The sequence below is a fragment of the Streptomyces sp. NPDC093221 genome (genome assembly GCF_044753885.1).
Taxonomy (GTDB): Bacteria; Actinomycetota; Actinomycetes; order Streptomycetales; family Streptomycetaceae; genus Actinacidiphila.
Map to the genome: position 1 here is coordinate 1,020,574 of NZ_JBIVOA010000001.1, position 12,544 is coordinate 1,033,117.

At 69.7% G+C, this 12,544-nt stretch carries 12 protein-coding genes; 7 read left to right on the top strand and 5 right to left on the bottom strand.

Annotation, left to right across the window (positions count from 1 at the left end):
• Nucleotides 1-125: 125 nt before the first annotated feature.
• The gene (locus ACIQCJ_RS04585; RefSeq protein ID WP_402710671.1) at nt 126-1,310 is read left to right on the top strand and encodes a serine hydrolase domain-containing protein; all 1,185 of its coding nucleotides are present in this window, start codon (nt 126-128) and stop codon (nt 1,308-1,310) included.
• A 55-nt stretch (nt 1,311-1,365) separates the two neighbouring features.
• Here ACIQCJ_RS04585 and ACIQCJ_RS04590 read toward each other — a convergent pair whose 3' ends face one another.
• Complete coding sequence (locus ACIQCJ_RS04590) at nt 1,366-2,628, bottom strand: ABC transporter substrate-binding protein (RefSeq protein WP_402710672.1); 1,263 nt, start codon at nt 2,626-2,628, stop codon at nt 1,366-1,368.
• A gap of 160 nt (nt 2,629-2,788) precedes the next feature.
• Here ACIQCJ_RS04590 and ACIQCJ_RS04595 point away from each other — a divergent pair, with 160 nt between their 5' ends.
• The gene (locus ACIQCJ_RS04595) at nt 2,789-3,235 is read left to right on the top strand and encodes a hypothetical protein (RefSeq protein WP_355337548.1); all 447 of its coding nucleotides are present in this window, start codon (nt 2,789-2,791) and stop codon (nt 3,233-3,235) included.
• A 151-nt stretch (nt 3,236-3,386) separates the two neighbouring features.
• Nucleotides 3,387-4,262, top strand: a complete 876-nt coding sequence (purU, locus tag ACIQCJ_RS04600; RefSeq protein ID WP_188279924.1) for a formyltetrahydrofolate deformylase — start codon at nt 3,387-3,389, stop codon at nt 4,260-4,262.
• Nucleotides 4,263-4,387: 125 nt separating this feature from the next.
• On the opposite strand, the gene ACIQCJ_RS04605 is transcribed toward purU, so the two are convergent.
• Both ACIQCJ_RS04605 and ACIQCJ_RS04610 read right to left on the bottom strand, forming a co-directional pair.
• Nucleotides 4,388-5,737 carry a maleylpyruvate isomerase N-terminal domain-containing protein gene (locus tag ACIQCJ_RS04605; protein ID WP_355337552.1) on the bottom strand — a complete coding sequence of 450 codons (1,350 nt, stop codon included), beginning with the start codon at nt 5,735-5,737 and terminating at the stop codon, nt 4,388-4,390.
• Nucleotides 5,734-6,312, bottom strand: a complete 579-nt coding sequence (locus tag ACIQCJ_RS04610; protein ID WP_355337555.1) for a sigma-70 family RNA polymerase sigma factor — start codon at nt 6,310-6,312, stop codon at nt 5,734-5,736. Before ACIQCJ_RS04610 ends, ACIQCJ_RS04605 begins: the two co-directional genes overlap by 4 nt.
• A gap of 282 nt (nt 6,313-6,594) precedes the next feature.
• On the opposite strand from ACIQCJ_RS04610, the gene ACIQCJ_RS04615 reads away from it, so the two are divergent.
• On the top strand, nt 6,595-6,984 hold the full coding sequence (locus tag ACIQCJ_RS04615) for an STAS domain-containing protein (protein WP_402710856.1): 390 nt from the start codon (nt 6,595-6,597) through the stop codon (nt 6,982-6,984).
• 94 nt (nt 6,985-7,078) lie between these two features.
• Here the strand turns inward: ACIQCJ_RS04615 and ACIQCJ_RS04620 are convergent, their stop codons facing one another.
• A complete protein-coding gene (locus tag ACIQCJ_RS04620) occupies nt 7,079-7,717 on the bottom strand; it encodes a TetR/AcrR family transcriptional regulator (RefSeq protein ID WP_402710673.1) in 639 nt (212 codons plus the stop codon).
• Between the two features lie 104 nt (nt 7,718-7,821).
• On the opposite strand from ACIQCJ_RS04620, the gene mca reads away from it, so the two are divergent.
• The gene (gene mca, locus ACIQCJ_RS04625; RefSeq protein WP_402710674.1) at nt 7,822-8,673 is read left to right on the top strand and encodes a mycothiol conjugate amidase Mca; all 852 of its coding nucleotides are present in this window, start codon (nt 7,822-7,824) and stop codon (nt 8,671-8,673) included.
• A 67-nt stretch (nt 8,674-8,740) separates the two neighbouring features.
• Here mca and ACIQCJ_RS04630 read toward each other — a convergent pair whose 3' ends face one another.
• Entirely contained in the window at nt 8,741-10,273 is a 1,533-nt protein-coding gene (locus ACIQCJ_RS04630; protein ID WP_402710675.1) for a class I adenylate-forming enzyme family protein, read from the bottom strand.
• Nucleotides 10,274-10,450: 177 nt separating this feature from the next.
• On the opposite strand from ACIQCJ_RS04630, the gene ACIQCJ_RS04635 reads away from it, so the two are divergent.
• Together ACIQCJ_RS04635 and ACIQCJ_RS04640 are read left to right on the top strand one after the other, a co-directional pair.
• Nucleotides 10,451-11,641, top strand: coding sequence for an amidohydrolase family protein (locus ACIQCJ_RS04635; protein WP_401310667.1), 1,191 nt, complete (start codon nt 10,451-10,453; stop codon nt 11,639-11,641).
• Nucleotides 11,631-12,539 carry an SDR family oxidoreductase gene (locus tag ACIQCJ_RS04640; protein ID WP_401716473.1) on the top strand — a complete coding sequence of 303 codons (909 nt, stop codon included), beginning with the start codon at nt 11,631-11,633 and terminating at the stop codon, nt 12,537-12,539. The genes ACIQCJ_RS04635 and ACIQCJ_RS04640 overlap by 11 nt, the downstream gene beginning before the upstream one ends.
• Nucleotides 12,540-12,544 lie beyond the last annotated feature (5 nt).

The following is a 12,544-nucleotide window of genomic DNA, read 5'->3' on the forward strand; positions in this document are numbered from 1 at the left end:
CCGTGCGCTTATATGCGTGCGTACACGGACGGACGGTGACGGAGCCGACACGTCCGCGCCCGACCGATGAATCCGCGCCGACGCGGCAGTCTTCCTCTCGACCGCACCACGCGAGAGGTGGACCGATGACGCATCCCACGAACAGTTCCACGACCGATCCGGCGGCGGGCCTGCGCGGCGTCCTGGAGCCGTACATCGACAACGGCACGATTCCGGGTGCGGTGGGTCTGGTGGCACGCGGCGACCGGGTGGAGGTCGCAGCGGTCGGTTCCGCGCACCTCGAGGGCGCCGTGCCGATGGCCAGGGACGCGATCTTCCGGATCGCCTCCGTCAGCAAACCGATCACCGCCGCCGCCGTGATGATGCTCGTCGACGACGGCCGGATCGCGCTGGACGACCCCATCGCGACCTGGCTGCCGGAACTGGCCGCGCCGGTCGTCGTCCGCACCCCGGACGCCCCGGTCGACGACGTGGTCCCGGCCGCCCGGCCAGTCACCGTGGCCGACGTGCTCACCTTCAGGGCCGGGTACGGCATGCCCAGCGACTTCTCACTCCCCGCCCTGCAACCGCTGTTCACCGAGCTGAAGCAGGGCCCGGCGCGGCTGTCGGGCTTCGCGGGCCCCGACGACTGGCTGGCGGCGCTGGCCCGTATCCCGATGCTCCACCAGCCGGGAGACGCCTGGCTGTACAACACCGGCTCGGACATCCAGGGCGCGTTGATCGCCCGGGTCTCGGGCCGCTCCTTCGCCGAGTTCCTCGCCGAGCGGATCTTCGAACCGCTCGGCATGGCCGACACCGGCTTCACCGTGGCCGCGACCGCGCTCGACCGGCTGACCAGCGCCTACGGGACGGGCGCGGACGGCGGTATCGAACTGTCGGACGCGCCGGGCGAGGAGTGGACCAAGGCGCCCGGTTTCACCTCGGGCGCGGGCGGCCTCGTCTCGACCGTCGACGACTGGTTCGCCTTCGCCCGCATGCTGCTCGCCGAGGGGACCGTGGACGGCCGCAGGCTGCTGTCCGCGCGGTCGGTACGGATGATGGCCACCGACCACCTGACGCGGTCCCAGCGCGACGCGAGCGAGCTGTTCCTCGAAGGCCAGGGGTGGGGCTTCGGCGGCTCGGTGGACGTCGCGGAGACCGACCCCTGGAACGTCCTCGGCCGCTACGGCTGGGTCGGCGGCAGCGGCACCACGGCGCATGTCACGCCCTCGACCGGCGCTGTCAGCATCCTCTTCACGCAGCGCTCGATGACCGGCCCGACGCCGCCCCAGGTGATGCGGGACTTCTGGCGGTACGCGGCGGGGGTGTGAGGGCGCGCGCGTCCTGGACGGGGCGCTCGGGGTCGTACGGGCCGCTCGGGGGTGGTCAGTTCTGCGCGGACGAGTTCTGCCGGAGCGTCTTGGTCAGGTCCACGAAGCCCGGCCGCGCCAGCACGAGCCGCCCGTCGCGTACCACCTGATAAGTGACCTTGGAGTTCACCATCCGGGAGTGGCTCGGGATGCCCAGCAGATCGGTCTGCGTCCAGCCGAGATCCGGGGTGAGGCCGGCGGTCGACAGGTGGGTCGTGATGTCCATCGCGCGGTGCAGATTGTCCGCGTTCACGCTGACCTTCTCGTCCATCGCCCGCACCACCTTGGCGAAGACGGTGTACGCGACCCAGGTGGTCTGCACCCCCGGGTCGGCGACGTCGATCCGGTCGTCGCCGAACGCGTACTTCTTCACCACCGACTTCATCTCGGCCCACTTGGCGTCGGACGCGGGCGGGTACCAGCCGGTCACGTACGCGTTCTCCAGCGGGCTGCCCGCGCCGCCGGTCGAGTCCACCACCGACTGCTGCACGCTGCCGAGCACCGAGGACAGCCGCACTTTCGGCTGCTCCTCGCCGACCCGGCGCAGGGAGTCGAAGAAGGTGCTGGTGCGGTCGCCGAGCACCGCGGAGACGCAGGTGGAGGGCTTGTTGTTGCCGACCGCGGCGGTGGCGATGTCGGTGTAGTCGTTGGAGTCGTCGGCCGTGAGCATGTCGCGCGCGGGCGGCCGGCCGCCGCTCTTGAGCCCCTGGTCGAGGAAGATCGGGAACTGGTCACCGGTGATCGTGTCCGGCCGTACCAGATTGACCTTCTTGCACAGGTCCGCCAACTGCCGTCCGCTGCCCGCCAGCAGCGCGGGCAGACCGCCGTTGACCGGGTACGACAGCAGGCTCTGGAACTCGTCGGCGGTGATGCCGTAGCCGCCGATGTACGGGATGCCGTTCGACTCCAGGGCGGTGGTGAAACTGCCGCCCTCTTCGCTGTAGGAACCGACAACCGCGACCGCGCCCGCCTTCGCCGCCTGCTGCGCGCAGTCCGTGACGGCGACCGCGTCATGGCGTTCGTTGCAGGTCAGCACCTTCAATTTGCGGCCGTTGAGACCGCCCTGCTCGTTGGTGTACTTCTCGAATGCCTGCGCCATGGCGAGCATTCCCGGCATATTGGTCGATTTCGTGTCGACCGGCGCCCACGTCATCACGACGAGCGGTCCCGTGGAGCCGCCCGAACCTCCGGGAAGCACACCGCACCCGCTGAGCAGCGCACTTGTGGCCAGCAGCGCGACGGCAGCCGTGCGGACCCTGCGGATACGCCGTTCCCTCATGTCATGCGAAGATTCCGGCCCGCACCCAACGCCGGGGTGACCACAAGCGAACGGACGGTCACTATCAGGTGAATTACGGGTGGCGTCGGTGGAGAACGTACGATGCGCCATTGTGCAAGGTTCGGAGAAGTCTTCCCGTCGCGGCCGTCACTCCTCCACGATGGGGGGCATGCCGCTCAATGACATGCCCTGGTGGCGCTGGCGCAGCAATGTGCGCTCCGCGCTGCACATGATCAGCGACCCGGTGTTCCAGCGGGAGGTCTGGCAGACCGGCCGCGAGGGATACGGGGACGTCACGGACGCCGTGTACCGGCTCGTCGAGGACACCTGGCTCGACAACTGGTCCGCCGAGAAGTACGTGGGCACGATCTTCCGCGACTCGCAGGAGGCCGCGCTCGTCGACGTCGCCGTGCTGCGCGTCCTCAAAATCCTGCACCAGGTGGGCGCCGACGCACCTGTCGCCGCCTATCTCGACCACCACGCCTGGCCGGAGGCGGTCCGCGCCGCCCGCGACGCCCACGTACGGATGTCCGCCGCCGACGGCGACGACCCGGACACGCCGCCGCGCTCGCTGGAGGTGCTGGCGATCTACATACGGTCGGCGTGACCGTCGGATGTTCGTACGTCCCCGGGCCGCACCTGGTGCGTGTTTTCCGGTGGCACCTGTTTTCCCCCGCGCCACCTGGCGCGCGATATCCGTGGGTTCCGCTTGACGGACAGTCCGACCTGAGGGGGTCGGTTTGTGCGAGGCTGACGGCGTGACCGAACAGCAGCCGCCGCAGCCAGACCCACAGTACGTCCTCACCCTGTCCTGCCCGGACAAACAGGGCATCGTGCACGCGGTCTCCAGCTATCTCTTCATGACCGGTTGCAACATCGTCGACAGCCAGCAGTTCGGCGACCAGGACACCGGCCTGTTCTTCATGCGGGTGCACTTCTCGGCCGAGCAGGCGGTGACCGTGGACAAGCTGCGCGCCAGCTTCGCGGCGATCGCCGAGGCGTACCACATGGACTGGCGGATCCACCCGTCAGACGAGCGCATGCGGGTCGTGCTCATGGTCAGCAAGTTCGGGCACTGCCTCAACGACCTGCTCTTCCGCACGAGCATCGGCGCGCTGCCGGTCGAGATCGCCGCCGTGGTCTCCAACCACACCGACTTCCAGGAACTTGTGGGTTCCTACGGCGTTCCCTTCCACCATGTGCCGGTCACCAGGGACACCAAGGCCGAGGCCGAGGCGCGGCTGCTGGAGATCGTGCGCAAGGAGGGCGTCGAACTCGTCGTGCTCGCGCGCTACATGCAGGTGATCTCCGACAACCTGTGCCGTGAGCTGTCCGGTCAGATCATCAACATCCACCACTCCTTCCTGCCGAGCTTCAAGGGCGCCAAGCCCTACCACCAGGCGCACGCCCGCGGTGTGAAGCTCATCGGCGCCACCGCGCACTATGTGACGGCCGACCTCGACGAGGGGCCGATCATCGAGCAGGAGGTCGAGCGGGTCGGCCACGAGGTCACGCCGGAACAGCTCGTCGCCATCGGGCGCGATGTGGAGTGCCAGGCGCTGGCCCGCGCGGTGAAGTGGCACAGCGAGCACCGGGTGCTGCTCAACGGCCACCGCACGGTCGTCTTCGCCTGAGCGGGCTCTTTGCTTGAGTCTTCTGTCCGAGCTCTTCGCCTGAGTCTTCTGTCCGGGCTCTTCGCTTGAGCTCTCTGTCCGAGCGGGCTCGTCGGCCGGCCCTCGTCAGGGCAGAGGCGTCCGTCTCAGAGGCGGGACAGGGACGCCGTGGCGAAGAGCACGTCACGGATGACGTCGCGGTCGCCGATCTGGCCGACCGCGATCCGCTCCGGCTCGATGTGACCCGCCGCCAACTGGCAGAACTCGACGCAGTCCATCGCCACATGGGCGACCATCTCCTCCGGCGACGCGACGGCGCCGGGCGAGTCCAGCGGCAGATACCACTGGCCGCCGCCCTTGCCCTCGACTTCGAGCAGCAGCGAACGGCCCGGCGTACCGGCCGTCACCAGATGCGTCGGCGAGGTGGTCAGACCGGCCCTGCGCCGGTCCGCCAGCGCCTCGGGCAGCAGCCGCGCGGCGAGGTCGATGATGCGGTTGAGATTGCGCGGCGCCGGGGGATCGTACGGATAGTCCACGGCCTCGGCGATGTCCGACGCGTGGATCCAGCACTCGAAGGCCCGGTCCAGGAAGGCGTCTTCCAGCGGCAGCGCGAACGAGCCGTAGTCGACATCGAGCCCGCCCGCGCCGCCGCCCGCGAAGGAGACCGTACGCACCAGGCTGTGGCTCTGCTCGCGCCACAGGGAGCGCACGGTCGCTCCGGGCAGCATGCTGTGCGTCGCCCAGTGCGCGGCGGTGCGCTCGACCGGGGTGAGCGGGAAGTCGCCCATAGTGCGGGCGTTGCGCAGCCGGGCGCGGGAGGCGATGCCCATTCCGATGCCCAGGCCCAGGCCGCCGAGCCCGGAACGCGGCGGGTCCGCCGACGGGTCGCCGCCGTCCGGCGGCAGCCCGAGCGACCTGGCGATCAGGCTGTCCACGGCGGTGAGATGACCGATGACCTGCGCGACCGTGAACTCCGTCGACCGCTGCTCGCCGTCGTGCCACTTCAGCTCGACCGGTGCCTTCCAGTAGCCGTCGCCGAGGTCGCGCAGCAGCGCGTCCAGTCGGGCGGCCTCCGCGTCGAACGGTCCGGCCCACTCGGGCACCGGGATACGCGCCGGCCGACGGCCGAGGCAGCCTTCCAACACCCGTGCCCGCAGCAGCGGATCGAGGTCGAGCGAATCCTCCTGGTGCAGCAGACCCACCGCGTCCCGCAGTCGCAGCGCCTCATCCGCACAGGTGGCGCAGTCCGTCAGATGCACTTCGACCGCCAGCGCCTCGTCCTGCGAGCACACCGACAACGCCCACGCGCCGAGCAGCGACTTGAGGGTGCGGTGGTCGTAGTGCGGCAGTTGGGGCATCGGCTGGTGCGACTCCGCGGGCGGCTGCCGGTGCGCGGTCTCCCGCGTCTCGGGCTGCTCGCGCTGGTACGGGACGCGCGGCTCGCCGTCGTCCCCGCCGTGCGGGCCGTCGCCGTTGTGGAACGCGGGACCGCTCATCGTCGCCCTCGCTGTCCCCGGGGATCCAGCGGGTGGTCGTCGCCCTGCTCGCCCGGTTCCATGGCCGTGGACAGCAGTTGCAGCCCGAGCCGGAGCCGACGGCGCGCCTCGTCCTCGCTCACCCCGAGCCCGGCCGCCGCGGTGCGGTAGTCGACCCTTTCCCGGTAGGCCAGTTCGAGGGCGGCGCGCAGCGGGGCGGGCATCGAGGTGACGATGAAGTCGGCGCGGGCCGCCGTGTTGGCCTCGCGTACCCGGGCCTCCACTTCGTCCGGCGTGGAACGGCCCCGGTTCGACTGCTGTCGCAGCCGGTGCACGGCCTGCCGCTGGGTGAGTGTCGCGATCCACGACCGCAGCGAGCCGTGCTTCGGGTCGTAGGCGTCCGGATTTTCCCAGATGTAGCCGAACACCTCGCGGGTGATGAGGTCGGCCGCGTCGTCGTCGTCCATCACGCGATAGGCCAGGCCGTGCACAAGTGAGGCGTACCGGTCGTACAGCTCGCCGAGTGCGGCTTCCTCACCGCGCGCCAGCCGCTGCTGCATCTTGCGGTCCCAGCGCGGTGGTGCGGGTGTCGCCATCTGCCGCCCCCTTGCCTCGTCGCCTGCCCTGTCGCCCCTTGCCCGGCCACCGACCGTAGCCGAGTGTGTTCAGCGTGCCCGAATGCGCTCAGGTCGAATGTAACGGGCACCTCCTGCGACGTGCGTCGCTTTGCACCAACCTGCTGCTGACTGTGATCGATTTTGGCGGTCTGTTATCCGGGTGTGACCGGAACATTGCAGAGTTACGACGGAGAACGGGCATAGGGTCATGGTGATGATGTTCCTGAAGTCGACGGCGAGGCGAGGTGGGAACCGGTGCTGGTGACCCAGGCCGAGCGAGACGGCTGGGTGGTGGTGACGGTCGCGGGTGAGATGGACCTGATCTCGTCTCCCGCGGTCCGGCAGAAGGTTCACGACGCGGTCGCCGCAGGGCGGCGCCGGGTGGTACTCGACCTCGTTGACGTGCGCTTCTGCGATTCCAGCGGAGTCGGTGTCCTGATCGGTGCCCGGCGGCTGATGCGGTCCTGTGCGGGCCGCCTGCGCATCGTGCTGCCCGAGGACGTTCCCATGGTGACGGCGCCCACCGAGGGCTACGGCGGCGGCGCGCACGTCAACCGGGTGCTGGCCGCCCTCGGCGTACGACGGCTCTTCGAGGTCTATCCGGATCTGGAAGCCGCGACGGACGACACCGCCAGGCCGCTCTCGGCCTGAACCGGCCTCTGCCGGCGGCCCCTTTCGGCCAATCTCGCTCGACTTCGCTCGCCTTCACCATTCCTCTCCTTTCCTCTTTCCTTCCCGTCCGTCTTCACTCGTGCGGGGACTCCCGCACCGCGTACGCGCCCAATGACGGCTCCAGTCGCGTGAACGCCTCCCGCGCAATCCGCCCCAGCGCGTCGAACAACTCCCTTTCGGTCGTGCCCTGTCGCACCCGGTGCTGCGCCTCACCGAACAACAGCCTGAGCACCGTGCTGAGTTGGGCGGCAGCATGCCGCGGCTCGAAGGCGTCCGGCTCGTCGCCCACGGCCTCGGCGAGCGTGACGGACAGTGCCTGCTCCTGGTGGTCGTACATCTCGCGGAGGCGGGCGCGCAGCACCGGACTCTCGTCGATCAGCCGCGTGAATCCGGGCTGGGTCCAGCCGAGCAGCGCGTCGTGCCGCTCGACCGCTTCGAGGTAGTCACGGCGCACCGCGTCCAGTGCGGACTCGCCGACGGGGCGGGCGGCGAAGGCGCGGGCGGGGCCGGTGATCACCTCTTCGTGCATGTCGAAGAACAGGTCCTCCTTGCGCGGGAAGTAGTTCGTGACGGTCATCTTCGAGACCCCGGCCGCCTCGGCGACGTCGGCGATTGTCGTCCCCTCGAAGCCCCGCTCGACGAAGAGGGCGGTGGCGGCGTGGGTGATGGTCTGCCGGGTCTGTTGCTTCTTGAACTCGCGGAGCTGGGCCATGGTTCCCACTTTAGTAGGTCGGACCTAAAAAAAGACTTGACGGGTTGAGTGGGTTCGTCCTAACTTTAGGTCCAACACAAGAAATTGAGGAAGAGGAGACCGTGATGACACTCCGACTGATGGCCGTCCACGCCCACCCCGACGACGAGTCCAGCAAGGGCGCCGCCACGCTCGCGCACTACGCGGCCCATGGGGTCGATGTCCTGGTCGTGACCTGCACGGGCGGGGAGCGCGGTGACGTGCTCAACCCGCTGCTGGACACACCGGAGGTCAGGGCCCGGCTGCCGGAGGTGCGACGACGGGAGATGGCCGCCGCGGCGGCCGTCCTCGGGGTGCGCCAACGGTTCCTCGGTTTCTCCGACTCGGGACTGCCCGGGCAGGGCGAGGCGCTGCCGGAGGGCTGCTTCGCCCGCGAGGATCCGCTGGTCGCGGCCGAGCGGCTGGTCGCGGTGGTCCGGGAGTTCCGGCCCCATGTCCTCGTCACCTACGACGAATCCGGCGGCTATCCGCATCCGGACCATGTCCAGACCCATCGCGTCGCCGCCGAGGCGTTCGACGCGGCGGGGGACTCGGCACGCTTCCCGCTGGTGGGTCCGGTCTGGCAACCGCTGAAGCTGTACTACCAAGTGGCCTTCTCGCGCGCCTGGTTCGAGACCCTGCACCACGGCATGACGGCCCGAGGGCTCTCCTCCTCGATGGGCCAGGTGCTGGACGAGTGGCCCGACTGGGCGGTCGAGCTGCACCCGACGACCCGGATCCGCTGCGAGGACCACTTCGCCACCCGCGACCGCGCCTTTCGCGCGCACGCCAGCCAGGCCGCTCCGGACAACCCCTTCTTCTCCCACCCCCGGGACCTCGAACGGGCCCTGTGGCCCACCGAGGACTACGTTCTCGCCCGCTCCTACATCCCGGCCAAGCTTCCGGAGACCGATCTCTTCGCCGGAATCAAGGAGTGACGGGCGGTGCGGGGAGGAAGGAGCGCGGGACGCGCGCCGCCGGTCGGGGCCTGGCCGGCCGGTCCGCTCAGTTCGGCCGCTCGTGAGTGTCGGCGAAGCGCTCGCGGAGCTTGAACTTGAGGACCTTGCGCAGGGTCTCGTTGCGGGGCAGGGCGTCCACGATCTCCAGTTGCTCGGGGAGTTTGTGGACGGCGAGCCCCGAACGGCGGAGGTGGTCGGTAATGGTGGCCAGGGTGAGGGGATCGGCGCCCGGCGGCTGTTCGACCACGGCGCAGACGCGTTCACCACGGTCGGGATCCGGCAGGCCGATGACGGCGACGTCGCCCACCGCCGGGTGCTGGTAGAGGAGTTCCTCGATCTCCTTGGCGGAGATGTTCTCGCCCTTGCGGATGATGACGTCCTTCAGGCGCCCGGTCAGGACGAGATGACCGGTCTCGGTGAGGCGGCCGAGGTCACCGGTGTGGAAGTAGCCCTGGGTGTCGAAGGCTTCGGCGGTCAAGGCGGGATCGGTGTAGCCGAGGCACACGGCCTCACCGCGCAGCAGCACCTCGCCGTCGTCGGCGATCCGGATCTCCATCGCGGCGGGCGGGCGGCCCTCGGTGGTGGCCCTTTGGCCGACGGTGTCACGGGGGGAGCCCATGGTGATCATCGGTGCCTCGGTCATGCCGTAACCGTGGGCGAGATCGCAGCCGAGTTCCCGGACGATCTCGTGGTAGAGCTCCGGCGGCTTGGGGGCGCCCCCTCCGGAGAGCAACCGCAGGGTGGGGATGAGTGTGCGGCCGGGCCGCTTGCGCTGCTCGGTGAGGAAGAGCGAGTAGAAGGCGGTGGAGCCGCCGGCCATGGTGACGCCGTGGGACCGGTAGGCGTCCAGAGAGGCGGGGAGGGCGAACTGTTCGAGGAGCAGGGCCGGAAAGCCGTACAGCAGCAGCATCACCAGATAGTCGGGTCCACCGATGTGAGCGAAGGGGAAGGCGATGGAACCGATGTCCTCGGGCCGCATCTCCAGTGCGTGGGCGAGACAGGAACCGCCCGCGATCAGACCGCGGTCGCAGTGCAGCACACCCTTGGGGTCCGAGGTGGTGCCCGAGGTCCAGTAGATCCAGCGGACGGTGGTCCCGTCGGACGGCGGCGGGGGCAGGGCGCCGGGATCGCCTTCGGGAAGGGAGTCGTAGGCGACCAGGACGGACGGGCGGTCGGCGAGATCGAGGCGGTCGGCCATGGCGGTGTAGTCGAAGCCGCGCCAGGTGCCGGGTACGGCGAAGAACTCGGCCCGTGTGCGGCTGAGGGCGTAACCGACCTCGCGGTCGCGGTAGATGGGGATGACCGGGATCTGCACCGCCCCGAGCCGGGCCAGGGCCAGGGAGAGGACGACGGTCTCGACGCGGGTGGGCAGTTGCCAGGCGAAGCGGCTGCCGGGCCGCACCCCGAGTCCGTACAGGCCGGCGGCCACGCGCAGCGCCCGTGCGCGCAGTTCGCCGAAGGTGACGCGGCGGTCCTCAGTGTCGAACAGCACGGGGGCGTCGGGGCTGAGGGCGGCGCGGCGGTCCAGTAGCTCCCACAGGGTCCGGGAGTCGCTGAGTGTCGCGATGGTCGGATCCATGCCGATCGCCTCCCGGCACCGTAACTGACGAAGCGTCAGATTTCTCAGAAGGGTAAGTCGCCGCCGCTTGTCGGTCCAGAGGTGGGTCGATACGGTAGATCTGACGGTCCATCAGATCAGATGCCTCGTCAGATCGGCGATCGGAAGCGTCATCCGGATGCAGTGAGGGAGTGGCCGATGGAACTGCCCAGGATCATCAGCGTCGACGACCATGTCATCGAGCCCGCGCATCTCTTCTCGACCTGGCTGCCGGAGAAGTTCCGCGAGCGGGGACCGCAGCCGCTGACGGCGGGGATCGGTGAACTGGCCTACATCGGCGGGAAGTACCGGTTCACCACCGATCCCGAGGGTCAGCTCACCGACTGGTGGCAGTACGAGGGCGAGTTCTTCCCGTATAAGCGGATCATCGCGGCGGTGGGGTTCTCGCGGGACGAGATGACGCTCGACGGGATCACCAGGGAGCAGATGCGGCGCGGGTGCTGGGACCCGGTCGAGCGGCTGAAGGACATGGACCTCAATCACGTCGAGGCATCCCTCTGCTTCCCCACCTTCCCCCGGTTTTGCGGGCAGACGTTCGCGGAGGCGCACGACAAGGAGGTGGCCCTGGCGTGTGTGCGGGCCTACAACGACTGGATGGTGGAGGAGTGGTGCGGTGACAGCGGGGGCCGGCTGATCCCGTTGTGCCTGATCCCTTTGTGGGACGTGGAGTTGGCGGTGGCGGAGATCCGCCGCAACGCCGCGCGGGGGGTGCGGGCGGTCACCTTCAGCGAGATCCCGACGTATCTGGGGCTGCCGTCGATCCACTCCGGCTACTGGGACCCGTTCTTCGCTGCCTGCGAGGAGACCGGCACGGTGGTGAACATGCACATCGGGTCGTCGTCGCAGATGCCCGCCGCGTCCCCCGACGCGCCCCCGGCGGTGCAGGCGAGTCTGAGCTTCAACAACGCGATGGCGTCGATGATGGACTTCCTGTTCTCCGGGGTGCTGGTGAAGTTCCCGCGCCTGACGCTGGCCTACAGCGAGGGCCAGATGGGGTGGGTGCCCTACGCGCTGGAGCGGGCCGACGACGTGTGGCGCGAGCACCGGGCCTGGGGCGGGGTCAAGGACCTGATACCGGAGCCGCCGTCCACGTACTACCGCAGGCAGATCTACTGCTGCTTCTTCCGCGACATGCACGGTGTCGCCTCGCTGGACACCATCGGTGAGGACAACGCGATGTTCGAGACCGACTACCCGCACGTCGACTCGACCTGGCCCCATACCAAGCAGGTAGCCGCCGACCACATGGCGGGGCTGTCGGACGAGGTCACGTACAAGCTGCTGCGCGGCAACGCCATCCGGATGCTGGGCCTCGACCTTGACCGGTGAGGCGGTTGGCGAAGCCGCCGGCGGTGCCGGGATCGCCCACGGCCTGGTGGTCGCCGTCACCGGGGCCGCGCGCGGGATCGGCAGAGAGCACGCGCTGGCCTTCGCCGCCGAGGGCGCCCGGGTCGTCGTCAACGACGTGGAGTCGGCCGCCGAGGTGGTGGCCGAGATCCGGGCGGCGGGCGGTGAGGCGGTCGCGCACGAGCGGTCGGTCGGTGAGTGGGCGGGCGCGCGGTCGCTGGTGGACGCGGCGGTGGAGCACTGGGGCCGGCTGGACGTGCTGGTCAACAACGCGGGGGTGCTGCGGGACCGAATGCTGGTCTCGATGACGGAGGAGGAGTGGGACACGGTCGTACAGGTCCATCTCAAGGGGCACTTCGCGACGCTGCGGCACGCGGCGGCGCACTGGCGGGAGCGGAGCAAGGCGGGTGAGGAAGTGAACGCGAGCGTGATCAACACGACCTCGGGCGCGGGGCTGCTCGGCAGCGTCGGACAGGCCAACTACGCCGCCGCCAAAGCCGCGATCACCGCGCTCACCCAGGTCGCGGCGGTGGAGCTGGCGCGCTACGGAGTCACCGTCAACGCCATCGCGCCCGCCGCCAGGACGCGGATGACCGAGCAGGCGATGCCGGACCTGGTCGCCCGGCCCGCCACCGGCTTCGACGTCTACCACCCGGCCAACGTCTCCCCGCTGGTCGTCTGGCTCGCGGGACCCGAGGCACGCGAGGTCACCGGGCGGGTCTTCGAGGTCGAGGGCGGCGGCGTATCGGTCGCCGACGGCTGGCGGCACGGCCCGCGGACCGACGTGGGACGCCGTTGGCGGCCGGTCGAACTCGGTCCCGTGGTCGGCGCGTTGCTCGCCGAGGCGACCCCGCCGGAACCCGTCTACGGAACGGGGTGAGCGGA